Origin of the sequence: Candidatus Endoriftia persephonae (assembly GCF_023733635.1) — a bacterium.
In the GTDB taxonomy this organism is placed as follows: Bacteria; Pseudomonadota; Gammaproteobacteria; order Chromatiales; family Chromatiaceae; genus Endoriftia; species Endoriftia persephonae.
On record NZ_CP090569.1, the window covers coordinates 1875332 to 1900905 of the forward strand.

General features: G+C 60.2%; 23 protein-coding genes. 20 read left to right on the top strand and 3 right to left on the bottom strand.

Annotated elements, in window-relative coordinates:
* Positions 1-152 precede the first annotated feature (152 nt).
* From L0Y14_RS08390 to L0Y14_RS08400, 3 genes are all read left to right on the top strand, one after another.
* Positions 153-2435 (top strand): efflux RND transporter permease subunit, encoded by a 2283-nt coding sequence (locus L0Y14_RS08390; RefSeq protein ID WP_305790596.1) that lies wholly within the window; start codon positions 153-155, stop codon positions 2433-2435.
* Positions 2432-3214, top strand: coding sequence for an outer membrane lipoprotein-sorting protein (locus tag L0Y14_RS08395; RefSeq protein WP_005964814.1), 783 nt, complete (start codon positions 2432-2434; stop codon positions 3212-3214). The genes L0Y14_RS08390 and L0Y14_RS08395 overlap by 4 nt, the downstream gene beginning before the upstream one ends.
* A 94-nt stretch (positions 3215-3308) precedes the next feature.
* Positions 3309-4256, top strand: coding sequence for a hypothetical protein (locus L0Y14_RS08400; protein WP_005964816.1), 948 nt, complete (start codon positions 3309-3311; stop codon positions 4254-4256).
* Positions 4257-4379: 123 nt separating this feature from the next.
* On the opposite strand, the gene lysS is transcribed toward L0Y14_RS08400, so the two are convergent.
* The 3 genes from lysS to L0Y14_RS08415 form a co-directional block, all read right to left on the bottom strand.
* Entirely contained in the window at positions 4380-5876 is a 1497-nt protein-coding gene (lysS, locus tag L0Y14_RS08405; RefSeq protein WP_006473855.1) for a lysine--tRNA ligase, read from the bottom strand.
* A gap of 140 nt (positions 5877-6016) precedes the next feature.
* Positions 6017-7115, bottom strand: a protein-coding gene (prfB, locus tag L0Y14_RS08410; RefSeq protein WP_138921726.1) for a peptide chain release factor 2 whose coding sequence is annotated in 2 segments (ribosomal slippage) — positions 6017-7039 and positions 7041-7115 — 1098 coding nt in all. Because the reading frame shifts where the segments join, the coding sequence is not laid out codon by codon here.
* Between the two features lie 170 nt (positions 7116-7285).
* Positions 7286-8017: an RNA polymerase sigma factor gene (locus L0Y14_RS08415; protein WP_006473854.1), complete on the bottom strand. Its 732-nt coding sequence runs from the start codon at positions 8015-8017 to the stop codon at positions 7286-7288.
* 287 nt (positions 8018-8304) lie between these two features.
* Here L0Y14_RS08415 and L0Y14_RS08420 point away from each other — a divergent pair, with 287 nt between their 5' ends.
* From L0Y14_RS08420 to L0Y14_RS08500, 17 genes are all read left to right on the top strand, one after another.
* Positions 8305-9144: a glycosyltransferase family 2 protein gene (locus L0Y14_RS08420; RefSeq protein ID WP_006473853.1), complete on the top strand. Its 840-nt coding sequence runs from the start codon at positions 8305-8307 to the stop codon at positions 9142-9144.
* Positions 9141-9761, top strand: a complete 621-nt coding sequence (locus L0Y14_RS08425; protein WP_006473852.1) for a nucleoside phosphorylase-I family protein — start codon at positions 9141-9143, stop codon at positions 9759-9761. Before L0Y14_RS08420 ends, L0Y14_RS08425 begins: the two co-directional genes overlap by 4 nt.
* Positions 9751-10467: an SDR family oxidoreductase gene (locus L0Y14_RS08430; RefSeq protein ID WP_005959917.1), complete on the top strand. Its 717-nt coding sequence runs from the start codon at positions 9751-9753 to the stop codon at positions 10465-10467. Before L0Y14_RS08425 ends, L0Y14_RS08430 begins: the two co-directional genes overlap by 11 nt.
* Positions 10464-11186: a tRNA (N6-threonylcarbamoyladenosine(37)-N6)-methyltransferase TrmO gene (tsaA, locus tag L0Y14_RS08435; protein WP_005959918.1), complete on the top strand. Its 723-nt coding sequence runs from the start codon at positions 10464-10466 to the stop codon at positions 11184-11186. Before L0Y14_RS08430 ends, tsaA begins: the two co-directional genes overlap by 4 nt.
* A 76-nt stretch (positions 11187-11262) precedes the next feature.
* A complete protein-coding gene (locus L0Y14_RS08440) occupies positions 11263-11676 on the top strand; it encodes a SirB2 family protein (RefSeq protein ID WP_005959919.1) in 414 nt (137 codons plus the stop codon).
* A 315-nt stretch (positions 11677-11991) separates the two neighbouring features.
* Positions 11992-12315 carry an ATPase gene (locus L0Y14_RS08445; RefSeq protein ID WP_006473850.1) on the top strand — a complete coding sequence of 108 codons (324 nt, stop codon included), beginning with the start codon at positions 11992-11994 and terminating at the stop codon, positions 12313-12315.
* A 9-nt stretch (positions 12316-12324) separates the two neighbouring features.
* Entirely contained in the window at positions 12325-13377 is a 1053-nt protein-coding gene (locus L0Y14_RS08450; RefSeq protein WP_005959921.1) for a V-type ATPase subunit, read from the top strand.
* Between the two features lie 27 nt (positions 13378-13404).
* Positions 13405-15180: a V-type ATP synthase subunit I gene (locus tag L0Y14_RS08455; RefSeq protein ID WP_006473849.1), complete on the top strand. Its 1776-nt coding sequence runs from the start codon at positions 13405-13407 to the stop codon at positions 15178-15180.
* A 195-nt stretch (positions 15181-15375) separates the two neighbouring features.
* Complete coding sequence (locus L0Y14_RS08460) at positions 15376-15813, top strand: ATP synthase subunit C (protein ID WP_005959923.1); 438 nt, start codon at positions 15376-15378, stop codon at positions 15811-15813.
* A complete protein-coding gene (locus L0Y14_RS08465; RefSeq protein WP_006473848.1) occupies positions 15813-16166 on the top strand; it encodes a V-type ATP synthase subunit F in 354 nt (117 codons plus the stop codon). The genes L0Y14_RS08460 and L0Y14_RS08465 overlap by 1 nt, the downstream gene beginning before the upstream one ends.
* Complete coding sequence (locus tag L0Y14_RS08470; RefSeq protein ID WP_006473847.1) at positions 16153-16785, top strand: V-type ATP synthase subunit E; 633 nt, start codon at positions 16153-16155, stop codon at positions 16783-16785. The genes L0Y14_RS08465 and L0Y14_RS08470 overlap by 14 nt, the downstream gene beginning before the upstream one ends.
* A 13-nt stretch (positions 16786-16798) precedes the next feature.
* On the top strand, positions 16799-18595 hold the full coding sequence (locus tag L0Y14_RS08475; protein WP_006473846.1) for a V-type ATP synthase subunit A: 1797 nt from the start codon (positions 16799-16801) through the stop codon (positions 18593-18595).
* Positions 18592-19971, top strand: coding sequence for a V-type ATP synthase subunit B (locus L0Y14_RS08480; protein WP_005959926.1), 1380 nt, complete (start codon positions 18592-18594; stop codon positions 19969-19971). The genes L0Y14_RS08475 and L0Y14_RS08480 overlap by 4 nt, the downstream gene beginning before the upstream one ends.
* On the top strand, positions 19968-20591 hold the full coding sequence (locus L0Y14_RS08485; RefSeq protein ID WP_005959927.1) for a V-type ATP synthase subunit D: 624 nt from the start codon (positions 19968-19970) through the stop codon (positions 20589-20591). The genes L0Y14_RS08480 and L0Y14_RS08485 overlap by 4 nt, the downstream gene beginning before the upstream one ends.
* A 169-nt stretch (positions 20592-20760) precedes the next feature.
* Positions 20761-23214: a GGDEF/EAL domain-containing response regulator gene (locus L0Y14_RS08490; protein WP_006473845.1), complete on the top strand. Its 2454-nt coding sequence runs from the start codon at positions 20761-20763 to the stop codon at positions 23212-23214.
* A gap of 114 nt (positions 23215-23328) precedes the next feature.
* Entirely contained in the window at positions 23329-23712 is a 384-nt protein-coding gene (locus L0Y14_RS08495) for a hypothetical protein (RefSeq protein ID WP_005959929.1), read from the top strand.
* Positions 23713-23718: 6 nt separating this feature from the next.
* The gene (locus tag L0Y14_RS08500; RefSeq protein ID WP_040818688.1) at positions 23719-25524 is read left to right on the top strand and encodes an ABC transporter ATP-binding protein; all 1806 of its coding nucleotides are present in this window, start codon (positions 23719-23721) and stop codon (positions 25522-25524) included.
* Positions 25525-25574: the final 50 nt, after the last annotated feature.

The following is a 25574-nucleotide window of genomic DNA, read 5'->3' on the forward strand; positions in this document are numbered from 1 at the left end:
CGCCAGTCCGGACACAGGCACAACAACAGGGGTGGCAAACCCTATGGCCGACAGGCCGGCGCCTGCGGTGGTCCGGACGCAATCACGCAGAGATGCGGTGTTACAGCGCGAAGCGTCCGCCACTCAACCAAGAACAAGGAATAAACAACAGCATGTACGAACGACTCTTTCAGTGGGTTCTGACAAACAAATATCTGGTGGTCCTGCTCACCCTGCTGTCTCTCCTGCTGCTCGGTGCGGGGGTTCGACAGCTTGAGTTCAGCAACGACTACCGGATGTTTTTCAGCGAGGATAATCCGCAGCTGCAGGCCTTCGAGAAGCTGCAGAACACCTACGCAAAAAATGACAACGTACTGTTTGTAGTCACCCCGACAGATGGCCGGGTCTTCTCCCGTGAGACCCTGGCGGCGGTGCAGGAACTGACCACCCAGGCCTGGCAGATCCCCTACTCGCTGCGGGTCGATTCGATCACCAACTTTCAACATACCTTTGCCGAGGGCGACGACCTGGTGGTGGAGGATCTGGTGCTCGATGCAGCAAACCTCTCCGATGCAGCGCTCGAGCAGAAGCGTCAGATTGCAGTCAGCGATCCGCTGCTGGTAAACCGGCTGATCTCCCCCAGCGCCCATGTCACCGGCGTCAACGTCACCATCCAGCTGCCCGGCAAGAAGCTCTCAGAGGTGCCGGAGGTGGCGCAGGCGGCTGAGGTGCTGAAGCAGGAGATCGAGGCAAAATTTCCCGACATCCGCATCGATCTCACCGGCATGGTGATCATGAACAACGCCTTTCCAACCGCCTCGAAAAACGATGTCAAACAACTCTATCCGCTGATGTTTGGGGTGGTCATTATCACCCTGGTGCTGATGCTCCATTCCGTACCGGGCACCCTCTCGACCCTGCTAGTGATCCTCTTTACCATCATCGGTACCATGGGGCTGACCGGCTGGATCGGCATCCGCATGTCGCCTCCCACCACCGCAGTGCCGGTGGTCATCATGACCCTGGCAATCGCCGACTGCGTGCATATCCTGGTCAATTTCTTGCACGGCATGCGCGAGGGGATGGAGAAACGCGCCGCGCTACTGGAGAGCCTGCGCATCAACCTCGGACCGATATTTCTCACCTCGCTGACCACCGCCATCGGCTTCATGAGCCTCAATTTCAGCGATGCGCCGCCGTTCCGCGACCTCGGCAACATGGCGGCAATGGGCGTGACACTCGCCTTTCTGCTCTCGATTACACTGCTGCCGGCGATGGTGATGATCCTGCCAACCCGGGCAGTTCGTCAGGAGACCCGCGGTGGGGTTGCGATGCTGAAATTGGCGGAGTTCGTCATCCGCCACAAGCAGATGCTGCTGTGGCTGATGGGTGGCCTGGTCCTGCTGCTGATCTCGCAGATCCCCAACAACCGGCTCGATGACCGCTTTGTACGCTACTTCGACGAATCGATCGAGTTCCGCGCCGCCACCGACTACACTGTTGAAAACCTCACCGGCATCTACCTGATCGAGTACTCCCTCGACTCGGGGGAGAACGGCGGCGTCAGCGACCCAACTTTTCTGCGCCGGGTGGAGGCCTTCGCCGACTGGTATCGCGCCCAGCCCGAGGTGCTGCACGTCAACACCATCACCGACATCATGAAGCGCCTCAACCGCAACATGCACGGGGATGACGACAGCTGGTACCGGTTGCCCGAGCAGCGCGATCTCTCCGCCCAGTATCTACTGCTGTACGAGTTCTCACTGCCGTTCGGCCTCGACCTGAACAACCAAATCAACGTCAAAAAATCGGCCACCCGCTTCAGCGTCACCCTGCAGAGCATCTCCACCCAGGAGTTGCTGGATCTAGAGGCACGGGCCCAGCAGTGGTTGACAGAAAACGCCCCCGAGATGCAGAGCGACGGCGCCAGTCCCACCATGATGTTTGCCCACATCGGCAACCGCAACATCAAGGCGATGCTAAAGGGCACCACCATCGCCCTGGTGCTGATCTCTGCGATCCTGATCATCGCGCTACGCTCGCTGCGCATTGGCGTCCTCAGCCTGCTGCCCAACCTGGTGCCGATCGGCATGGCCTTCGGCCTCTGGGGGATGATGGTGGGCGAAGTGGGGCTGGCGCTGTCGGTGGTCAGCGGCATGACCCTCGGTATAGTGGTCGACGACACGGTGCACTTTCTCAGCAAGTTTCTGCGCGCCCGCCGCGAGAAGGGCATGAACAGCGAGGATGCAGTGCGCCATGCCTTCGCCACCGTCGGCACCGCCCTGTGGGTGACCTCGCTGGTGCTGATGATCGGCTTCTCCATCCTCGCCCTCTCCCACTTCAAGCTGAACTCCGGCATGGGGCTGCTGACCGCGATCACCATCGGCCTCGCCCTGCTCGCCGATTTTTTCTTTCTCCCCCCTTTATTGATGCTATTTGGAGGTAAAAAACCATGAAGCGCTCGATACTCCTGCTGCTACCACTACTGGTGATACCGCTAAGCGGTTTTGCCCTGACCCCGGAGCAGCAGGGCCTGGAGATCGCCACTGAGGTCGATCGACGGGATACCGGCTTTCACGACTTCCGCGCCGACATGACGATGCTACTGCGCAACCGTCACGGCGAGGAGAGTCTGCGCCACATGAGCACCAAAGTGCTGGAGGTGGATGGCGATGGCGACAAGACTCTGATCATCTTCGACCGCCCGCGGGACGTCAAAGGCACTGCCCTACTCACCTACTCCCACAAAACCGGTCAGGATGACCAATGGCTCTACCTGCCAGCGCTGAAGCGGGTCAAACGGATCAACTCGCGCAACAAGTCCGGCCCCTTCATGGGTAGCGAGTTTGCCTATGAAGACCTTGCCTCTCAGGAGGTGGAAAAGTACAGCTACAAGTTCCTGCGGGAGGAGCGGCTCGGGGATATCGACACCCTGGTCAACGAGCGTGATCCGGTGGATCCCAACTCTGGCTATACCCGTCAGGAGGTGTGGATCGACAAGGCACGCATGATCCCGCTCAAGATCGACTTCTACGACCGTAAAAACAGCCGGCTAAAGACCTTAGAGTTCCGTGGTTATCAACAGTATCTGGGACAGTTTTGGCGCGCCGACGAGATGTTCATGCAGAACCACCAGACCGGTAAGAGCACCTTGCTGACCTGGCAGAAGTACCAGTTCCGCAGCGGCCTGAAGCCAAGTGACTTCGGTAAAAACAGCCTCAAGCGAGCGCGTTGAGGTTCACATTTTTACCACTTGTGTTTGATGCAATTCACAAAACCACCATAAAATTCCCCCAGATTTTAGCTCCATTCGTCCCAAGGACAGAGCGATGAATAAGATTTTTACCCTGATCACCAGCGCTCTTTTTATCAGCATGCTGGCAGGCTGTGGCGGAGGCGGCTCCACCACAACCGATATTGCCTATGCCGGGAACGAGAGTCAGGCAACCCTGGACACCTACAACGCCAAACCCATCGTCGAAGGCACCGTTGGCAACGCCCAAATAGGCGCAGGCACCGGCACTGGCTTTGCTTCTCGCCAAGGCGACAGCGCTCCGCTCAACCTGAGCGTCAGCCGCAGCCTGCTGAGGGGCCTGGAAGCAGCCAGACAGCAGCAGGTGATGCGCAGCGAACGTCAGGCCCGCTCCGACGCGGCTACCGTTTTTTGTAAGAACGAAGAAGGCACAGATGAAGGCTCGATCAACTACAACCTCATTATCGACGACAGCACCAACGCGGTCTCGGGTGACTTCAACTTCATAGCCTGCAACCAGGACGGCATCGTCATCGATGGGCTACTCTCAATCACCGGCACGGTCGATTTTTCTGGTAACTTCCAGCAGGTGGCGATGACCTTCAGCAGCCTGGCCACTAGTATCGGCAGCACCAGCGTCACCCTCAATGGCACTCTCGAAGCCAGCTACTCCGGCAACCAGATCACCATCGTCATGAATGTAGCGATGCTCAACGATGGCACCGGGCAGGTCGAAAAGGTCGAGAACTACCTCATCACCTACACCAACAACTACTCCTACGCCAGCCTGACTATCTCCGGCCGTTACTACCATCCGGACTACGGTTTTGTGGAGATCACTACCCTCAGCCCCATCCTGATCAACAACGGTGACGAATACCCCTCCTCAGGCATTATCCAGCTGGGCGGCGCCTTGGGCACCATGGCCCGCGTCACCATCATCAGCAACACCCAATATTTCCTGGAAGTGGACACTGATGGTGACGGCGCACTGGAAGTGCCGGGCAGCACCGAGAACTGGTAAGCGCCAGCAGGCTCCTTAACACCGGCCCCGGCAACAAAAAAGCCCCAGCGGTTGCTGCCGCTGGGGCTTTTTTGGGCTGGTAGGAGCGCCGCAAACGGCGCTCCTACGAAATAGAAAGGCTGATCAACCCTCCGGGCGCATGTGCGGAAACAGCAGCACGTCGCGGATCGAGGGGGAGTCGGTGAGCAGCATCACCAGCCGATCGATGCCGATGCCCTCGCCGGCAGTGGGCGGCATGCCGTGCTCCAGAGCACGCACATAGTCCTCGTCGAAGTGCATCGCCTCGTCATCGCCGGCATCCTTCTCCTCCACCTGTTTGCGGAAGCGCTCGGCCTGGTCCTCGGCGTCGTTGAGCTCGGAGAAGCCGTTGGCGATCTCGCGGCCGCCGACGAAGAACTCGAAGCGGTCGGTGACGAAGGGGTCGTCGTCGTTGCGCCGCGCCAGGGGTGAGACCTCGGTTGGATAGGCGGTAATGAAGGTCGGGTCCATCAGCTGGTGCTCCACGGTCTTCTCGAAGATCTCGATCTGTACCTTACCCAGGCCGTAGGACGCCTTCAGCGGGATCTCCAGCCGTTCGGCGATGGCCCGGGCTCTATCCAGGTCATCCAGCTCTTCTGCGCTGATATCATCGTTGAAGTGGAGAATAGAGTCCTTCACCGTCATGCGGCGGAAGGGGCTGCCGAAGTCGTAACTCTCGCCCTGGTAGGTCACGCTAGTGGAGCCGAGCACCTCCTCGCAGAGGTGGCGCAGCATATCTTCGGTGAGGTCCATCAGGCCGTGGTAATCAGTGTAAGCCTCGTAGAACTCCAGCATGGTGAATTCGGGATTGTGGCGGGTGGAGAGCCCCTCGTTGCGGAAGTTGCGGTTGATCTCGTAGACTCGCTCGAAACCGCCCACCACCAGGCGTTTGAGATAGAGTTCCGGCGCGATGCGCAGGAACAGTTCCATGTTGAGGGCATTGTGCTGGGTGGTGAAGGGGCGTGCCGTGGCACCGCCGGGGATCACCTGCATCATTGGCGTCTCCACCTCCATGAAGCCGCGGCCGTTGAGGTAGTTGCGGATGAACTGCACCACCTGGGTACGGATACGGAAGGTCCGCCGCGAATCCTCGTTCATGATCAGGTCGACATAACGCTGGCGGTAGCGCAACTCCTGATCCGTAATGCCGTGAAACTTCTCCGGCAGGGGCCGCAGCGACTTGGTCAGCAGGCGAATACTCTCGACCTTGACCGAGAGTTCTCCAGTCTTGGTTTTGAACAGCACCCCCTCGGCGCCGATGATGTCACCGATGTCCCACTTCTTGAACTGGGTGTTGTAGAACCCCTCTTCCAAGGCGTCGCGCTGCACGAAGAGCTGCATCCGACCGGTCATGTCCTGGACGTGGGCGAAGCTGGCTTTGCCCATCACCCGGCGGCTCATCAAGCGGCCGGCGATGCGCACCCGCAGGCCCATCGACTCCAGCTCTTCCTCGCTCTTGTCGTCATACTCGGCATGGAGTTCACCAGCCATGCCGTCGCGCCGGAAGTCGTTGGGAAAGGCGATGCCGTTCTCCCGCAGTTTGGCCAGTTTTTCCCGCCGCTGGGCAATGAGCTTGTTTTCGTCCTGTACCTGATCGTTCATCGTTTTATTCAAACTTTTTACTTGTAACTACTAAGGTCACAAAGAGTACGAAGTATCTACTACCTTATCAGCCAAAGCTTGCCCCGCCACCAAAGACTCAAGACAACCTTTGTGAACTTCGTGTTCTATGTGGTGAAAAATCACAAACCGCTCTTCAGACTCGCCTCGATAAATATGTCGAGTCCGCCGTCGAGTACCGCCTGAGTGTTGCCAGTCTCGACGTTGGTGCGCAGATCCTTGATCCGTGAGGCGTCGAGCACATAGGAGCGGATCTGGCTGCCCCAACCGATGTCGGATTTGGTATCTTCCACCGCCTGCTGGGTCTCACGCTGCTTCTGGATCTCCAGCTCATAGAGCTTCGCCTTGAGCTGCTTCATCGCTTGATCCTTGTTCTTGTGCTGGGAACGGTCGTTTTGGCACTGCACCACGATGCCGGTGGGGTTGTGTGTGATGCGCACTGCTGATTCAGTACGGTTGACGTGCTGACCGCCAGCACCAGAGGCACGGTAGACGTCGATCCGCAGATCCGCAGGGTTGATCTCGATCTCGATCGAGTCGTCGATTTCCGGCGAGACAAACACTGCCGAGAAGGAGGTATGGCGCCGATTGCCTGAGTCAAACGGCGACTTGCGCACCAGCCGGTGCACGCCGGTCTCGGTACGCAGCCAGCCAAAGGCGTACTCCCCTTCAAACCGGATGGTGGCCGACTTGATACCGGCTACCTCTCCTGGCGAGGCCTCCATCAGCTCGGTCTTAAAGCCGTGCGCCTCACCCCACCGCAGATACATGCGCAGTAGCATCTCGGCCCAATCCTGCGCCTCGGTACCGCCTGAGCCGGCCTGGATATCGAGAAAGGCGTTGCTCGGGTCCATCTCACCGGAGAACATGCGGCGAAACTCCAGCTCTGCGATGCGCTGCTCGAACGCGTCCAGATCGGCGACCACCGCATCGAGCGCCTCATCATCCGCCTCTTCAACCGCCATCTCCAACAGATCGACAGCGTCTGCGAGACCAACATCCAGGGCATCGATAGTCTCCACCACTGCCTCCAGGCTGGCGCGCTCCCGGCCCAGCGCCTGGGCCCGCGCCTGGTCGCTCCAGACCCCCGGATCTTCCAGCTCTCGCAGTACCTCGACTAACCGTTCCTGCTTCTCGGCATAGTCAAAGATACCCCCTAAGGGACTCACAACGCCCCTTCAGCTCATTGATTTTATTGGTGATCGGGTTGATTTCTTGCATTGCCTGGGCGCTCGCGGAAAAACCCATCATGTTACACGAGCCGTGCAGCGCAATAAACCCGGAGAGGAAGTCGGGCGATCAGGTGGGATAAGCTGGGGAGGGCGCGCCATCCTTGGCGCTAGGAGAAGGGACTCTTCAAACAAACTCCACTGAAGAGCCCCCCTCAGGCATTAGTTCCGGTATTCGATGACGTTGTAGAAGAGCTCGTGCCGGTGCATCGATTTACGGGTTGTCGAGAGGGAGCTGGCGATCTGTTTCATCCCGGAGACTCCGGGTGGCGAGATCGTTGGCTGCGCCATCGTGTACTCCCCACCCCATTCGAGCCACTCTGGCACGGAGCCAAGCACCGCCATATCCCACAGCGCCGGCGGCTTGATCTGACGGGTTAACTGATAGACCGCCTTCAACTCCAGATGTTTAGAGAACCCACTCACCTCCAGCGAGGTCAGCAGATCTTCCTCGGCCTGCGCCAGCTGATCGCTGACCTGCGCCGTCGGCTTGCCCAGTACCGCACCGATCGCGGTGGGGGTCAGGCCGATCTCGTAACGAAACAGAAAACACTCCCGCAGATGCTTTGGCAGGCAGCGCACCTCTTCCAGCAACAACACACCCCATTTGGTATCGTCATCGACCTTCAATATCAGCTCCGGACTGGTGTAGAGCATGCCGTCACAGCCACCACCGAACTCCCACAGTGCCTCATGCAACTCCCGGTAGAGCTCCACCTTATACTGCCGGATGGTCGAGCAGCGTCGGCGGGCCGCGATGAAACGGCTCCAGACTGCCCGATAGACCTGGCTTCCATAGTTGTCGGCACCACATTGGCGTGCGATAAACCGGTAGATGCGCCCCCGGTAGCGCTCATAGAAGGACTGGATCGCCTCCTCACTACCTGCAAGCATTTGTTCTAGTAAGACTTCTGTGTCAAATCGGCGCTTTGTCATATTCATCCCTTTTTATTTTGATCTACGATTGCCAACCAAAAAACAGCCGCTTAGTGTCGAATTTTCTTACAGCTGATGTCGGATTATTTTACACATTCTGTCGGGTAACTTTACACCCACCAATGAGAAATAATTCTCATTTTCCAAGACTAAAACGATTTTTTCGCCGCTGAGGAGCCTCATCTTTCTCCACCAATACCTCCTCGCTGGTTTGCCGTCTGTTACCAAACCGCTATGCTTCGCCGATGCAGGTCTCCGTCATCATTCCCACTCACAATCGTGCAGCCACCCTGCCCAGGGCGATCGAATCTGTGCTGCAGCAGAGCCATCCGGCCGACGAGATCCTCATCGTCGACGACGGCTCCGACGACGATAGCCGCGCTTTAGTCACCCAACAGTTCCCCCAGTGCCGCTATCTGCATCAGCAGAACCGGGGGGTCAGCAGCGCCCGTAACCTGGGGATCAGCGCCAGTAAAGGAGAGTGGATCGCCCTGCTCGACTCCGACGACGCCTGGCTGCCGCAGAAACTCGAGCAGCAACTGGCACGGGTGGAGGCGCAGGAGGGAAAACGCCTCTGCCATACAGAGGAGGTCTGGATACGCAATGGCGTGCGGGTCAATGCCATGAAAAAACACCAAAAACAGGGAGGGCGGATCTTTGGCAACTGTCTGCCGATGTGCGTCATCTCCCCCTCATCGGCACTGCTGCACCGCTCCCTATTCGATGAGGTGGGACTGTTCGACGAAACACTGCCCGCCTGCGAAGACTACGATCTCTGGCTGAGAATCTGCGCCCGCGAAGCGGTGCTGTTTCTCGAACAGCCGCTAATCATCAAGTATGGTGGCCATGCGGACCAGCTCTCACGCCGACACTGGGGTATGGACCGCTTCCGCATCCAGGCGCTGCAGAAGATCATCGACTCGGGCCAGCTCTCGGCAGAGGATCGCCAGGCCGCGGTGGAGATCCTCGTGCAAAAGGCGCTCATTTTCGCCCATGGTGCGGAAAAACGCGGCCATCACGAACGCGCCGAACACTATCGAGGAATAGCACGACACCACCAGAAGATGGGAATCTATTCCCAATGAGTCTAGTCCGAATCAACCTGCTGGTCGCCCTGCCAGCCGAAGCCAAGCCGCTGATCCGCGGCCTCGGCCTGAAGCGCCAGCAGCCCGATGCGGGCCCCTGTCCCATCTATATAGATGGTGGTATCAGCCTGGCAATCAGCGGCCCAGGCCACGCCGCGATACAGGTAGCCTGCCGCTGGCTACTGCACAACCACCCGGCCGATCAATGGATCAACATCGGCATCGCCGGCCACCCCAGCCACAGTCGGGGGAGCCTGTTCTGCGCCGAAAGCGTCATCGAACGCAACAGCGGCCGCAGCTGGCAACTCAGCCCCGCCAGCCGCCTGATCGACTACTGCCCGCTGGAGAGCGTCGCCCAGCCGGAGTTCCACTACCCCGCAACACGTCTCTACGAGATGGAGGCAGCGGCCCTGCTGGATGTGCTCACCCCGAGCCTCCCCCTCGACCGGATTCAGATCCTCAAGGTGGTTTCCGACAACCACAGCCAGCCTGCGCAACAGATCAATGGCAAGATGGTCTCGAGCCTGATCGAGCAGAACTTGCCGTTGATCCGCAATCTGCTGCAGCAGCTACAATGCCAGCAGGAGAGACAGAGAGCGGAGTCCTATGCCGAGTAGACGAAGAATTCTGGTAACCGGCGCCAGCCGCGGCATCGGCGCAGCGATCAGCCGGCGCTTGCTAACGGAGGGCTGCGAGGTGGTCGGCATCGCCCGGGACTTCGCCGACTGGGATGCAACAGAAGAACGCTTCATGCCGATCGCCCTCGACCTGGCCGATCTCGACAAGCTGCCCCATCAACTCGGCGAGATCGCCCGCCTCCACCCGGCCATCGACGGCCTGGTGCTGAACGCCGGCTACGGCCGCTTCGGCTCCCTGGAGGAGTTCTCCTATCGGCAGATCGTGGAGATGGTCAATATGAATCTGCTGCAACACCTGTTTGTCGCCCGCGCCTTTCTGCCGCATATCAAACAGCATGGTTTTGGCGACCTAGTGATCATCGGCTCCGAGGCGGCGCTGGCAGGCGGACGGCGCGGTGCAGTCTACTCCGCCTGCAAGTTCGCACTGCGCGGCTTCGCCCAGTCGTTACGCCAAGAGACGGCCAACAGTGGCCTGAGGGTCAGCCTGATTAATCCCGGCATGGTCGATACCGGCTTCTTCGATGAACTGGAGTTCGCACCGGGGCAGGAGCCCTCCCAACACCTGCGCCCCAGCGATATCGCCGACGCCCTCTGGACCGTACTCAGCGCCCCCGCCGGCACGGTGTTCGACGAGATCGTGCTCAACCCACTGCATAAGGTCATCCAGTTCAAAAAGCGACCATGAGTTTCACCTTCGAGCCGATCGGCATCATCCATAGTTGTTTCAAAGAGAAATTCGGTATTCCACGCCAGTCCGGGTTGATCCCGGAGGCAGAGGGACAACTAGAGATACTCCCCCCCTACAACCGGCCCGAGGCATTTGTCGAGCTGCAGAGCTACTCCCACCTCTGGATCAGCTTCATCTTCCACCAGGCGATGCGCGACGCGTGGCGCCCCAGCGTGCGCCCACCGCGGCTGGGGGGCAACCGGCGAGTCGGAGTATTCGCCAGCCGCAGCCCGTTTCGCCCTAATCCACTGGGACTCTCAGTGGTGGAGCTGCAGGGGGTCGAACAGCAGGGGGAACAGATCGTACTGCAGCTGGGCGGCATCGATCTGCTTGACGGCACCCCGGTGATCGATATCAAACCCTACGTTCCCTACTGCGACGCCATCCCCGGGGCCCGCAGTGGTTTCGCCCCGGAGCCACCCGGCGCCCCCATTGAGCTGACATTCGCCCCCCAGGCTGAGGCCACCCTGGCTCAGCTGCCGCCACAGCAGGCTGAACAGCTGCGCCGGCTGATCCAGCGCATCCTGGAGATCGACCCCCGCCCCGCCTACCATCGCAACAGCGTCAAACGACGCGACTACGGCATGCGCCTCTACGACTTCAACATCCGTTGGCAGGTAGATGCAGAGACTGTCACCTTGACCCGGATCGAAGCATTTCAGGAAGAGCCAGTTTGATCTGCGACAAGGCAACATCCGGACGCCTTCAGACAAGCTATGCCAGCCGACCCGAAATGACCACAACCACCCACCCATGAGCGACCTCTACCCCTACATCAAACATATTCACCTGACCACGGTGACCATCACCGGCCTGCTGTTTCTGCTGCGCTTCATCTGGATGATCCAGGGCAGGCTGCAGCAACGCGGCCGCTGGGTGCGCACCCTGCCCCACATCAACGATAGCCTGCTTCTGGCCAGCGGGCTGACCATGGCCACCATCCTCGGTCAGTACCCCTTCAGCGCCAACTGGCTCACCGCCAAGCTGCTGGCGCTGCTCGCCTACATCGTGATCGGCAGCATCGCCCTGAAGCGCGGCCCGAGTCGCACCATCCGCATCCTCGCCGGCCCCATCGCCATCGCCTGCTACCTCTATATCATCGCTGTCGGCCTGACCCGCCAGCCGCTGCCGGAACCGGCACTGCTGCTACAGATCCTTAGCCACTGAATGGCCCGCCCGGGTCAGCTGACCTGGCTCAATGGATCGCTCGGCTAGCCCCGAAAGGGCGTGAGCATTGGCTACACTAAGGCTGAACAAGGGAGCCTCTGATTAAGTCTGGACGAAGTCGATTGTGATTCAGAATATTCAGATTCAAGGCAAAAATCGCACGTAATAGTTGGCTATTGCGAACGACTGCATGGATGCAGGAGATAGAGCAACGCATGGAGCGCTTGCCAAGATTTACAACGCAGAAGCTGGATATTCTGGGCGCAAGATACGCGTTCATGACTTAATCAGAGGCTCCCCAAAAGAGGCCCGTGAATGGACAAGACCCTGCAACGCCTGCTGGATGCCGAGATGGAAGCGGAGCACATCCATCAGCAGGCCAACCAGCGACGCGAGCAGGCAATTCAGGATGCGCTGCAGGAGGCACAGGCCCGTGAGAGCCGCTTCGAGGCCCGCATCCCGGAGCTGCATGCCGCCTTTCTGGAGAAGGCGGAGGCCCGCGCCGAGCAGACCGTCGCCGAGCTCAAGCGACGTTTTGAAGAGCGCCATGCGCAACTCTGGGAGTATGCCGACTCCCGCGAAGAGAAGGCATTGGACGCCGCGTTTGCACTGTTGATCAACCCAGAGATCGACGAGTAGCGGCCCTCCATGCAAGCAGCCACCCAAACCTACCTCAAGACCCGGGTGAGCATTCTGGCGAGTCGCCTGCTCGATCCACAGCAGGCTACAGAGCTGATCGACCTAACCGCAGAAGAGCTGGATCAACGCCTTGCCCTGAATGGCATCCTCAGCCAGAACCTCCGCACACAGCAGCTCAACCGCACCCTCGAACGCAGCCTCATCAACAATCTAATGCTGGAACTCGCGGTACTGACCCGGCCGCTCACCGGCAGCGCCCGTACCCTGCTGCTGTTCTGGTCACGCAAGTTCGAGCTGTTCAACCTGAAGGCGCTGATCCGCAGCAAGCTCAAAGGCCTGCCGATCGAGCAGATCCAGGAGACACTCCACCAGCTGCCGGAGAGCATCAGCCTGCCCCACGAGGCACTCCTGCAAACTGAGAATATTCGCGAGATGCTGCGCCTGCTGGAACACGGCCCTTACGCCCCTATCGCCCACCAGGCGCGCCAGGTCTATGCCGAGAAGAACGAACCCTTCTCCCTCGACGCCGCCATCGATCGCAGCTACTTCTCCGGGCTGGTGCACCAGGCGCAGCGCACCGAGCCGCTGCATCGCGACAGTCTGCGACCACTGATCGGCAGCCTAATCGACCGGCAGAACATTCTCTGGCTGTTCCGTTACCGCTTCAGCTATCGCCTCTCCCCCAGCGAAACCTACTACCTGCTGATCCCGGCGGGTCGCCAGATCGGCCGCCAGCAGCTGATGCAGCTAGCCAATCTCAGCAGCTTCGGCGAGATCATCGAGAACCTCCCAGCACGCATCCGCGCACTGTTGGCCGAATCCATCAACCCGATGCAGGTGCGACAGCAGCTCGACCGGCAGATGAGCACAGAGGCACAGCGCTTGATCCGCTTCAGCCCCTCGGTACTGACCCGTGCACTGGCCTATCTGGTGGCGCGCCATTTCGATCTGGAGCGGCTGCAGGCGATCCTCCAGGGACGGGCACTGGGGCTGAACGGCGACCTGATCCGGCAGGCGATCGGCGTCCCTCCGTTGGCCACACGTCAGGAGACCCTGTCATGAGACATCGCCGGTCTGGGAGTCAACGCGATGTTTAGCCCGCTGCCGATGAAGCACCTGCGCATCCATCTGCTCACCGAGGATCTGCCGCTGGCATCGCTGATCCTCGCCGATAGCGCCTGTTTCAGCCCCGACTCACGTGACAGCGATGCCGAGGCGATCAGTGAGATCCCTGGCGAAAGCTACCGTCAGCTCTATCGACGCGCCCGCAGCCGCCTCGACAAGATCAGCCAGCAACTGCCGGTGGAGCCTGTCACAGTCGATTCACACAGCTTCTTTGTCGACCAGTCGATGCTCTCTGAGAGCAACGACTGGCTGGGGGAGACCTGGCAGCACTGCTCAGCCATCGAAGAGGAACGACACCGCCTGCGTGAGGCGCTGCAGAAGATCGATCAGCTGAAAGAGACCCTGGCAGACTTCCACGATCTGCAGATCGACCTCGGCCTGCTGCAGCAGCGCGAGCGCTTTCTCGACATCCAGATCGGCCGAGTGCCAATCGACAACCTGAACCAGCTAGAGGACGCGGTGAGCCTGGCCGGCTATCTGCTCTACCGTTTTAGCCATAGCCAGAGCACTGCCAGCGTGGTGGTGATCGGCCTCGACACCAACCAGACCTCACAGCTCAAGCCGCTACTCGATACCGCCGGCTTTCAGCCACTCGATCTGCCCCCCGAGTTCCACTCTGAACCGGAACAGGTACAGGCAGACCTGCAGCGGCGTCGTGAGCAGCTCGCCACCGAGTCACAGCAGCTCGAACAGCGCTGCCAGAACCTGCAGGCAGAATGTCATCAGCGCCTTCAGCAGGCTGCCCACACCCTGCGGCTGGCCGCCCCCTATGTGGCGCTCGGCGCTGCCGCCCACAGCCGCGGCAGCCTGTCACTGATCCAGGGCTGGGTGCCGAATCACCAACTTGAAGAGCTACAGGCCCTGCTGGAGAAACACCTTACAAACCCGTTCATCATCGAAGCACGCGACCCACTGCCACAGGAGCAGGCCCATGTGCCAACCTTGATGGTGCAAAACCGCCTGCTGCGGCCGTTCGCCCTGCTGGTACGCCAGTACGGCACCCCCCGCTATGGCGAGGTCAATCCCACCGGGCTGTTCAGCATCAGCTTCATGCTGATGTTCGGCATGATGTTTGGCGATGTGGGCCACGGCGCAGTATTCATCGCCGCCGCACTGCTGGCGCACCGCAGGCTCGGTGAGTTCACCCCCTTCGTCGTCATCGCCGGGCTCTCCTCGATCCTGTTCGGCTTTCTCTACGGCAGCCTGTTCGGCTACGAACATATCCTGCACGCCATCTGGATCGCACCGCTCAGCGATCCACTCTACATGCTCTCGGTGGCGCTCGGCTGGGGCATCGGTTTTCTGCTGGTCATGAACCTGATCAACATCACCAATCGCTTGAAGCTGAACGACCGCAACGGCGCCCTGTTCGGCACAAACGGTCTCACCAGTCTGCTGCTCTACATCAGCCTGATCGGTCTCAGCTACCGTTACTATCAGGATGGCAGCGTCAGCACCGCTTGGTCGATCCTCGCCATCGCCTCGCTGTTCAGCCTGTTTGGCTACCAGCTGATCGAGAGTCAGGCACCGGTAGGCGAACGCATTCTGGTGGCCGCCATCGAGACCTTCGAGGCAGTCACCGGCTATCTGTCGAACACCCTCTCATTCCTGCGGGTCGCCGCCTTCAGCCTCAACCATGTGGCGCTGGCACTGGCGGTGTTTACCCTGGCGGGGATGAGCAACGGTGCTGGCCACTGGCTGACGGTGGTTCTCGGCAACCTGTTCATCCTGATCCTGTAGGGGGCGATCGTCACCATCCAGGTTTTGAGACTCGAATACTACGAGGGTTTTTCACGCTTTTTCGTGGGGGACGGGAGGGCATTTAAGCCGCTTACGCTTTGAATTTTGAATAGTAGATTTCGGTGCTCGCAGCGCAATCATTCAATTCAAAATTCATAATTTTTCTGCCATCAGATAGTAGAGAGGAGCCTGCATATGTACCTGCTGATCGGAGTGATGACCCTGGGGATCGTTGGCCTCATCGTCGCCGGCATCCTGATGGAGATGCGGCCAGCCCGGACCGGGCAACGCTGGTTCAAGCCAACCATCGTCGGCAACCTGCTGCTGTTTGTGGTGGCGCAGGCGGCGCTCATTTTCATCGGCGCGCAGGAGGTGATGGCGGCCCCGGCAGTCGCGGAGAGCGGCGGCGAGATCTCTATCGGCATGGGCCTGGCGATCATCGGCATCGGTATCCCCACCGCGCTCAGCACCATCGCCGCCGGCATCGCCGTGGGGCCCATCGGCGCCGCCTCACTGGCAGTGCTGGCGGAGAAGCCGGAGATCTTCGGCCGCACCCTGGTCTATCTCGGCCTGGCCGAGGGCATCGCCATCTACGGCCTGGTGATGAGTATCCTACTGTTGGACAAGATCTGATGGCCGAACAGACATTCCACACCACCCGCCTGATCTTTATGGGAGAGGCCGCACTCTGCGACGGCTTTCGGCTGATCGGCTTCGAGACCCACAGCGATCCCGACCTGGAGACCACACAACGTCTGTTGGGCGAGTTGGTTAAGCAACGTCAGCACGCCTTCGTGGTGATCGATCAGCACATCAGCCGTAGCGGTGCCTCGGTGCTGCAACAGATCCGCCACGAGGGGGGGCGCATCGTGCTCGCTGAAGTCCCCTCGCTCAACAACGCGACGGAGTTCCACAGCCCGCTCGACGAGCAGCTCAGACGCCTGATTGGCGGCACCGCTATGGAGCGACAGCATGAATCAGGTTGAAGCCCTGGAACAGGCGATACTCGATCGCGCCAAAGAGATGGCCGCCGAGTGCAAACTGCGTGCCGAGCACGGCCGCGCCAACATCCTGCGCGAGGCGAGCGATCGCCTGCAGCTGCGCGAAGAGAAGGAGACCCTGCTGGCCAAGGCGCAGGCGGAGCGCGCCTACCGGCGCAGAGTGCAGGCGGATGAGCTGAAGCTGCAGAGCCGCATGGACCATCTGCGCTGGAATCTGGTGCAGACAGTGCTGCAACGCATCCCGGAGCGCATCCAGGCACTGCGCCAGGAGGAACCGCTCTATCTGGAACTGATGGGACGTTTGCTGGCCAGGGGGGCGGCGATGATCGAGCACGACGAACTGATCGTCGAGGTCAACGAGGAGGACCATCGGCTGCTGCAGCCGATCTGGGAGACCTTCAGCCACAACGCCACCGCCGACAAACAGCTCCGGCTGGCGTCAGAACCGATCAGAATCCAGGGCGGTCTGCGTCTGCACACACCCAACAACCGCATCCGCCTCGACCAGAGTTTTGAAGGCCGGCTGGAGCGCCTGCAACGCAAGATCTATCAGGTGATCGAAGAGAACCTGCTGCCCCAGACCAGCAGCGGCCTCAGGCCCTGACTCGGAAACCACGATGAAGCAGACAACCACAGGCCACATCAAAGAGATCAACGGCCCGATCGTCACCATCCATCTGCCGGGGGTCAGCGCCAGCGAGCAAGTGCGGGTCGGCAAGTTGAAGCTCTACGGCGAGGTGATCGCCCTGCAGGGTGACGAGGCGACCGTACAGGTCTATGAATCGACCGAGATGGTGCGCCCGGGGGAACCCGCCGAACGGCTCGGCCAGCCACTCTCGGTGGAACTTGGCCCAGGACTGATAGGCAGTATCTTCGATGGCGTACAGCGGCCGCTGGAGAAGATCTTCCTGCAGGCCGGCGATATGATCCCGCGCGGCATCAGCCCCCCCGCCCTCGATCGGGAGCGGTGCTGGCGCTTCACGCCGGAGAAAAACCTCGAATCCAACAACCTGATCAGCGGCGGCACCCGCCTCGGCAGTGTGCAGGAGAGCGAGACGGTGGAGCACCGCATCCTGGTGCCGCCGGAGGTCAGCGGCAAGCTGATCGAGATCGCCCCGGAGGGGGAGTACACTCTGGAAGAGACCATTGCCCGGCTGCGCACCGAGAGCGGCGAGATCAAACATCTCAAGCTCTACCACCGCTGGCCAGTGCGCCGCCCCCGTCCCTACACCCAACGGCTGCACGGCTCCGAGCCGTTGATCACCGGTCAGCGCATCCTCGACACCTTCTTCCCCCTGCTCAAGGGCGGAAAAGGCGCGGTGCCCGGCCCGTTTGGCGCCGGCAAGACGGTGGTACAACAACAGATCGCGCGCTGGTCGAATGCCGATATCGTGATCTATGTAGGCTGCGGCGAGCGCGGCAACGAACTGGTCGATGTGCTCGACAGCTTCCCCAAGCTGCAGGACCCCTACTCCGGCCGGCCGCTGATGGAGCGCACCCTGCTGGTGGCCAATACCTCCAACATGCCGGTGGTGGCCCGCGAGGCATCGATCTATGTCGGCATCACCATCGCCGAGTACTACCGCGACATGGGCTACGACGTGGTGCTGCTGGCCGACTCCACCAGCCGCTGGGCCGAGGCGCTGCGCGAGGTGGCGGGCCGGCTTGCTCAGATGCCGGTGGAAGAGGGCTACCCCGCCTATCTCGCCTCTCGCCTGGCGGCCTTTTATGAGCGCGCCGGACAAGTCGAAACCGCCGACTGCGGGCAGGGCTCGGTGACCCTAATCGGCACCGTCTCACCTCCTGGCGGCGACTTCTCCGAACCTGTCACCAGCCACACCAAGGAGATCATCCAGACCTTCTGGGCGCTCTCCAAGGAGTTGGCTGACGCCCGCCACTACCCGGCCATCGACTGGGTCGACAGCTTCTCCGCCGACGTTGGCGTGGCCGCCGAGTGGTGGCACCGAGAGGTCGACCGCGGCTGGCAGAAACGCCGCGCCCAGGCGCTGGCGATTCTGGCGCGGGATGCGGAGCTGTCACGCATCGTCAATCTGGTCGGACCGGAGGCGCTCTCCTCCGCCCAACGCTGGGTGTTGGAGGGGGCCTCGCTGATCAAGGATGGGGTGCTGCAGCAGAGCGCACTCGACCCGGTGGACACCTTCTGCTCGCCAAAGAAACAGTTTCTGCTGCTCGAGCTGATCCTCAGCGTCTACGACCAGGGCGCCGAACTGATCGAACTGGGCGTACCGGTGGAGGAGTTGAGAGAGATGCCGGTGCTCTCCAGACTACGCCGTTGCAAGGCGCTCTACGATTCACAGCAGATTGATGAGCTGATGGCATTCCGCCAGCAGGCGCTAGAGGCCTTCAGCGCGATCCGTTCCGAATACGCACAACGGGAGAAGAGCGCGCCATGAGTGCCAAGGAATACCGTTCCACCACCTCCGCCCAAGGCGGGCTGCTACGCGTCAGCGGGGTGCCGGAAGTGGCCTTCGGCGACCGAGTTCAGATCACCGACCGCCAAGGCCGTCGGCGTAACGGCCAGGTAATCCGTAGCTCGATGGATGAGGTGCTGATCCAAGTCTTCGAGGGCACCGACGATATCGATATGCAGAACACCTGGGTGCGCTTTCTCGACGAGCCGATGGAGATCAGCCTCTCACCGGATATCCTCGGGCGCATCTTCAATGGCCTGGGCGAACCCCGCGACAAGCGCCCGGCGATCGTCTCTGAGCTGCGCCGCGGCATCAACGCCTCGGTCTTCAACCCGGCGGCGCGCACCTATCCGCGGGAGTTCATCCAGACCGGCATCTCCACCATCGACGGGCTCAACTCCCTGGTGCGCGGGCAGAAGCTGCCGATCTTCTCCGCCTCCGGGCTGCCGCATAACCGGCTGGCGGCGCAGATCGTGCGCCAGGCCAGGCTGCCCGATGAGGAGAGCCGCTTCTCCATCGTCTTCGCCGCGATGGGGGTCTCATTCAGCGATGCACGCTTTTTCCAGGAGGAGTTCGCCTCTTCCGGAGTGCTCGGCAACGTGGTGATGTTCGTCAACATGGCCGACGATCCGCCGGTGGAGCGCCTCACCCTGCCGCGCATGGCGCTCACCGCCGCCGAGTACCTGGCCTTCGATCTCGACCGTCACGTGCTGGTGGTGATGACCGACATGACCCACTACGCCGAGGCGCTGCGCGAGGTGGCCACCGCCAAGGGCGACGTACCGGCGCGCAAGGGCTATCCGGGCTATCTCTACTCCGATCTAGCGGAGATCTACGAGCGCTCTGGGCGCATCAAGGAGCGTCACGGCTCGATCACCCTGGTGCCGATCCTGAGCATGCCATCGGACGACATCACCCACCCGATCCCAGACTTGACCGGCTATATTACCGAGGGGCAGATCGTGCTCAGCCGCGAGCTGCACAACCAGGGTATCTATCCACCAGTGCATATCTCGCCATCACTGTCACGCCTGATGAAAGACGGGGTCGGCAAGGAGTTCACCCGCGAAGACCACCCTCATGTGGCCAGTCAACTCTATGCCCTCTACGCCAAGGCGCTGGAGACCCGCAATCTGGCCTCGATCATCGGCGCCGACGAGCTCTCCTCCCACGATCGCCGCTATCTGGAGCTGGCCGATGCCTTCGAGCGGCGCTTTGTCAGCCAGGGTGAGGAGGAGGACCGCAGCATCATCGAGACCCTCAACCTCGCCTGGGAGCTGCTCTCGATGTTTCCCCAAGAGGCCCTCACACGGGTCAGCGAGACCGAGATGGCAAAGTACCATCGGAGCCCGGTATGAACCAGCCACTGATCAAAGTGCCACCCACCAAAAGCACACTGTTAAACCTGAAACAGCGGCTGCGGCTGTTGGAAGAGGGCCACAGCCTGCTGGAGCGCAAGCGCGAGCTGTTGACACGCCTGGTCTATCAGCGGATCGGTGACTACCGGGATATCAAACGCTCCGCCCAGCGGCGGGTACAGCAGGCCTACCAGTGGCTTAGCCTGGCTCAGCTGCGCATGGGCGCACGCGCTTTGCGCCAGGCAGCGCTTGGTGTGGAAGCAGGCATCGAGCTGAAGATCCTGCCGCGTCGCAACATCGGTGTCGAATACCCTTCAGTCAGCGGGGAAATCAGGCCGATCAATCCGGTCGGCCTGTTCGGCACCGATCCCTCGTTTGACGAGACCCGCAAGCAGTTTGCCGAGCTGGCCCTGCTACTCGCCCGCCTTGGTGAGGCCGAGCTGTCGCTGGGACGGCTAATCAGCGAACAGCGCAAGGCGCAGAGGCGCGTCAATGCGCTGCGCTACAACATTATCCCCCGCTACCAAAACACCATCGCCTACATCGAAAACCTGTTGGAAGAGGAGGAGCGCAACACCCTGTTTCAGCTCAAAGTATTGCGTGAGCAACAAAAAATCTGAGCCCAACTTTTTGACGGATTTCACCCTCCCCCCCGGCTGAAGCCGGTAGACTGTGTTACCGATTTTTGCAATGCTCCCCCTTCCGCCTGACGCACCAAGTGGTTATCATCCACGGCTCAAGGGAACAGAGCGGATGACCATACTCCGCAAACGGAAAACAAGCTATTGCATGACCATCGCCAATAACGCTGCCGTCAAAGCCCGCAAGGCCGAACTTTTGCAAGCCTTCCTGCGCCAAGTGCCGGGACGAGTCGCTGCGATCCTAGAAAACTGGCACCGTCTGGTGCAGAGTGACTGGGATAGCAGCACCCTGGCCAACCTGCGTGAACGCATCTATACCCTGGCCGAAGCCGGCGGCAAGTTTGGTGTACGCCAGATAAAACAGAGCGCCCAGTCGCTGGAAACCCACCTTGGCGAGTATGCCGAAACCAACAGCAAGCCTCATCACGACGACATCGTCGCACTTGATGGGCTGATCCACGCATTCAAACAAGCTGCGCTGCAGGCATGTGATCTTTCACAAAATCATGACCTGAGCAGCAGCTCGGAATTAAACGAGATGGAGCGGATGGTCGATACCCAGAAAGCCTATCTTCTTGGGATCGACAGCAACTTGGTCCCTGGCCTGGAGAAAGCACTGACTAGTCACCAGTTCAATGTGCAGTCCCTGATCGACGCCAGAAGCGCCATCGAGCGCTACCATCGCCACGAACCTTGCGTCCTGATCAGTCACATCGACTGGCTCGACGAGCTCTACCCGGAGACCAAAAGTGGCGGCCTGTGGAAGCAGGAGGACGGCTCCCGCCAGCTGCCGGTAGCGTTTATTGCAGAATCGAGTGACCTGCAGACCCGCCTCAAGGCGATGCGCACTGAAGCCAGCGCGTTCTGGTCGACCCCGGTAGAACCCCTTGCGGTGGCCAACCGCATGCAGCAATTGGCCGCTCCCAAACGGAGCAACGCCGACCGCGTGATGATTGTCGATGACGATCCGGCACAGGCCGACTTCGCTGTTGCCATCCTCAGAAAAGCGGGCTTTGAAACCCACGCCGTCACCGATCCACTGCGGGTCATGGAGGCACTGCAGACCTTCAAGCCGGACCTGATCTTGATGGATCTCTACATGCCCGGCGCCAGCGGCACCGAGTTGACCACTGTGATCCGTGAACAACCGGAGTATGTCGACACCCCTATCGTGTTCCTCTCCGGTGAGCAGGATCTGGATAAACAACTGATGGCGCTGAGCTTTGGCGGCGAAGATTTTCTTGCCAAGCCGATCGGCCCCAAACACCTCATCTCTACCGTGCGAAACCGCATCAAGCGGGCACGTGCGATCCTGCGCAAAAGCGGCACCCCCAGCCGCCGCGACATTGCCACCGATCTCTACTCGCGCTCATATCTTTTTGAACGTATCGCCGCGCTGCAATCCTCAGGAAAAGATTCGAACGAGGTGCCGGCGGTCTTCTATCTCGAGATCGATTCTCCAGAAGAGATCCTCGACGCCGTCGGCATCGGCGGCATGGATGCGGTGCTTACAGACACTGGAAAAACCATCTCCATTGAGCTGCAACCCCACGATGTGCTGGCCCGTTTCGGCGATGCCAGCCTCGCTCTGGTGGCCAGTCGCTCTTCGATAGACGAGCTGAAGCAACTGGCCGAACAGCTCGGCCGCAAGGTCGAAGAGCAGATCATCGAGGTCGACAACAAATCGCTCGGGGTCACCCTGAGCACTGGCATCTGTCCCATCAACAATTTTAAAATGGACCCAGAAACCATCATCTCCAGGGCGTTGGGGGCCAGCCGGAAGGCGCTCAAAAAGGGGGGCAATCAGGTCCATCTCTACACCCCCTCCAAATCTGAACTGGACGCCCAGGACAAGAACGACTCAATCGCCGTTCTCATCCAGGAGGCGATGAAGAATCGCTATTTCCAGGTCTACTATCAACCCATGGTGGCACTGCAGGGCAGCGCCGCGCCCCACTACCAGACGTTGATCCGTCTGCAGGCCCCCGATGGTGAGCTGCTTACCGCCGCCGCATTCATTCCCACTGCGGAACGCATAGGGGTGATCAGCAAACTCGACCACTGGACCACCCAGCAGGCGCTGGGGATGATTCACGAACACCGCCGCAAAAATATGGCTATCCACCTGTTTGTCTCGCAATCGGTGGAGCTGATGACAAATATGGAGCGGATGGCATGGCTGCAGGATCAGCACCGCATCGGCAATCTGCATGAAGGGGATCTGACCTTTGAATTCCCTGTTTCAGCAGTGGTGCAGAATATCAAACCCGCCCAGATTTGCATCGATACCCTGGCCAAGATGGGCATCAGCGTATTGCTGACTGGTGTGCGTGGCACCCCGGATTGTCAGCGAGTGATGAAGCACGTCAACATCCGCTATATCAAACTCGACCGCCGCATGCTCGACGGCTCAGCCGAGAATCTCAAGGAGTTGATCAGCCTGGCGCACGAACTGAAGATAAAAGTAATCGCTCCACAGGTGGAAGATCCACGTAGTATCGCGCAGCTCTGGAGCAGCGATGCGGACTTTGTCCAGGGCAACTTTGTGCAGCGCCCGGAAAACAATCTGAGCTACGACTTCAACGAATCAGTGCTCCACTAATCCGACAGCTGCGCCCCAGACTGCCACTTGGTTGGACTCTTCTCCCACAGGCAACAGGCTGTTGACAGGAGCAGGCGACACAAGTTTAGCTGAAACCACCCTGGGACACCCACCATGAGAGTCAGGCTACAACCGATCGTCCTGCTGCTACTGCTTAACCTCTCGCCCCTGCTGGCCGAGGAGAGTAAGCCAGGCTACTACTACCGTCCTGAGGGTTTCATCTTCAGGCCAGGGGACGAACAACTCAGCTGCACCGATCTCGACCGGGAGATCGCTCTGTTCGAGCCCCACACCTACTCCTACAAGCCAAAGTTCTACGAAGATCCGCTACATGGTGGCTCACTGCTGGGTGGCAGCATCTTCCATCCTGCGCTCTACGCCTATCTACCCTACTCCGCTCATGTCGAATACCAGGAACACGAACGGATTCTGCAAGCGCGCCGCCGCATTGCCGTATTACGGCAACTGAAGGCCTATCAGCGCTGTTACGAAGATTGATCCCGGATGTCCATGCCGCCCCGGTTACGCAGTAACGACTACAGCTGGAATGAACTGACGAGCATGGTGCTTCGCCACCGGCGTGAGCTGCTGGCCGCCAATCTGATCGCCATCCTTGGCGCAATCGTCGCGGTGCCAATTCCGCTGCTGATCCCGCTGCTGGTGGATGAGGTACTGCTAGACCAGCCAGGCCGGGCAGTGGCAATCATGGATCAGCTCTTCCCCAGCGCATGGCATGGGCCGTTCCTCTACATCGGCGCCGTTCTGCTGCTGACCATCCTGCTGCGGCTGATCGCCCTGCTGTTGGGAGTCTGGCAGACTCGCCAGTTTACCTGTATCGCCAAGGATGTGGTGTTCCATATCCGCCGCGATCTGCTCTGCCGGCTGGAGCGCATCTCCATGTCTGCCTACGAAACCCTGGGCAGCGGCACCGTCGCCTCGCATCTGGTGACCGATCTGGATGCGGTAGACAACTTTGTCAGCATCACCACCAGCAAATTTCTGGTGGCGGTGCTAAGCATCCTCGGCACCGCGGTGGTGCTGCTCTGGATGAACTGGCAGCTGGCGCTGTTTATCCTGTTACTCAACCCCCTGGTGATCTGGTTCACCACCCTGTTCGCGCACAAAGTGAAGCGGCTGAAGAAGCAGGAGAACTCCGCCTACCAGCTGTTCCAGGAATCACTCCAGGAGACCCTCGATGCAATTCAGGAGATCCGCGCCAGCAACCGCGAGCACCACTACATCCAGCGCATCATCGATAAGGCCGACCAGATCCGCCACCACTCAGCGGCCTTCACTTGGAAAAGCGACGCCGCCGGGCGACTCTCCTTCGTCATCTTCCTGTTTGGCTTCGACGTTTTTCGCGCCCTGAGCATGTTGATGGTGCTCTACTCCGATCTCAGCATCGGCCAGATGCTGGCAGTGTTCGCCTATCTCTGGTTCATGATGGGACCGGTGCAGGAGGTATTGAGTGTGCAATACGCCTTCCAGAGCGCCCAGGCGGCGCTGACCCGGATCAATCGCCTGTTACAGGTCGAACTTGAACCCCGCTTCCCCCACCAGCAAGATCCGTTCACAGGCAAGCAAACCGTCTCGGTGGAACTTCAACAAATCGGCTTTGCCTACGGTGATGGCCCACAGGTGCTGCATGATGTCTCGCTGAAGATCGCTGCCGGTGAGAAGGTCGCCTTCGTCGGCGCCAGTGGTGGCGGCAAGACCAGCCTGGTGCAGATCCTGCTCGGGCTCTATCCCAGCTCTTCCGGCCAGATCCTATTTGACGGCATACCCGTCGAGCAGATTGGTATGGATCGGGTGCGCGACAATGTCGCCACCGTGCTACAACACCCGGCGCTGCTTAACGACAGCGTGCGACTCAACCTGACCCTGGGCAGGGAGATATCGGACCCAGCACTCTGGCAAGCCCTCAAGGTAGCCCAGCTGGATCAGACCATCACTGCCATGCATGAGGGGCTCGACACCCTGATTGGCCGCTTCGGGGTGCGCCTCTCCGGCGGCCAGCGCCAGCGCTTGGCGATCGCCCGCATGGTGCTCAGCGACCCTAAGGTGGTGATCCTCGACGAGGCGACCTCGGCACTGGATACCACCACCGAGGGCAAGTTGCACGCTGCTCTGCAGGCGTTTCTACAGGGCCGCACCACCATCATCATCGCCCACCGTCTGAGTGCGGTTCGCCAGGCCGACCGGGTACTGGTATTCGAAGATGGATGCATCGTAGAACAGGGCCGCCACGAGGAGCTTATCGCGAACGACGGCCTCTACTACTCGCTCTATGGACGCCAGGAAAACACCTGACACCGCACCGACCATCCAACGCCCACCTTCTCCAGCCCAAGCAAAAAAAC

Coding starts and splice junctions, on each gene's coding strand:
- L0Y14_RS08390 (WP_305790596.1), top strand. CDS start 153: ATGTACGAACGACTCTTTCAGTGGGTTCTGACAAACAAATATCTGGTG.
- L0Y14_RS08395 (WP_005964814.1), top strand. CDS start 2,432: ATGAAGCGCTCGATACTCCTGCTGCTACCACTACTGGTGATACCGCTA.
- L0Y14_RS08400 (WP_005964816.1), top strand. CDS start 3,309: ATGAATAAGATTTTTACCCTGATCACCAGCGCTCTTTTTATCAGCATG.
- lysS (WP_006473855.1), bottom strand. CDS start 5,876: ATGAACGATCAGGTACAGGACGAAAACAAGCTCATTGCCCAGCGGCGG.
- L0Y14_RS08415 (WP_006473854.1), bottom strand. CDS start 8,017: ATGCTTGCAGGTAGTGAGGAGGCGATCCAGTCCTTCTATGAGCGCTAC.
- L0Y14_RS08420 (WP_006473853.1), top strand. CDS start 8,305: ATGCAGGTCTCCGTCATCATTCCCACTCACAATCGTGCAGCCACCCTG.
- L0Y14_RS08425 (WP_006473852.1), top strand. CDS start 9,141: ATGAGTCTAGTCCGAATCAACCTGCTGGTCGCCCTGCCAGCCGAAGCC.
- L0Y14_RS08430 (WP_005959917.1), top strand. CDS start 9,751: ATGCCGAGTAGACGAAGAATTCTGGTAACCGGCGCCAGCCGCGGCATC.
- tsaA (WP_005959918.1), top strand. CDS start 10,464: ATGAGTTTCACCTTCGAGCCGATCGGCATCATCCATAGTTGTTTCAAA.
- L0Y14_RS08440 (WP_005959919.1), top strand. CDS start 11,263: ATGAGCGACCTCTACCCCTACATCAAACATATTCACCTGACCACGGTG.
- L0Y14_RS08445 (WP_006473850.1), top strand. CDS start 11,992: ATGGACAAGACCCTGCAACGCCTGCTGGATGCCGAGATGGAAGCGGAG.
- L0Y14_RS08450 (WP_005959921.1), top strand. CDS start 12,325: ATGCAAGCAGCCACCCAAACCTACCTCAAGACCCGGGTGAGCATTCTG.
- L0Y14_RS08455 (WP_006473849.1), top strand. CDS start 13,405: ATGTTTAGCCCGCTGCCGATGAAGCACCTGCGCATCCATCTGCTCACC.
- L0Y14_RS08460 (WP_005959923.1), top strand. CDS start 15,376: ATGTACCTGCTGATCGGAGTGATGACCCTGGGGATCGTTGGCCTCATC.
- L0Y14_RS08465 (WP_006473848.1), top strand. CDS start 15,813: ATGGCCGAACAGACATTCCACACCACCCGCCTGATCTTTATGGGAGAG.
- L0Y14_RS08470 (WP_006473847.1), top strand. CDS start 16,153: ATGAATCAGGTTGAAGCCCTGGAACAGGCGATACTCGATCGCGCCAAA.
- L0Y14_RS08475 (WP_006473846.1), top strand. CDS start 16,799: ATGAAGCAGACAACCACAGGCCACATCAAAGAGATCAACGGCCCGATC.
- L0Y14_RS08480 (WP_005959926.1), top strand. CDS start 18,592: ATGAGTGCCAAGGAATACCGTTCCACCACCTCCGCCCAAGGCGGGCTG.
- L0Y14_RS08485 (WP_005959927.1), top strand. CDS start 19,968: ATGAACCAGCCACTGATCAAAGTGCCACCCACCAAAAGCACACTGTTA.
- L0Y14_RS08490 (WP_006473845.1), top strand. CDS start 20,761: ATGACCATCGCCAATAACGCTGCCGTCAAAGCCCGCAAGGCCGAACTT.
- L0Y14_RS08495 (WP_005959929.1), top strand. CDS start 23,329: ATGAGAGTCAGGCTACAACCGATCGTCCTGCTGCTACTGCTTAACCTC.
- L0Y14_RS08500 (WP_040818688.1), top strand. CDS start 23,719: ATGTCCATGCCGCCCCGGTTACGCAGTAACGACTACAGCTGGAATGAA.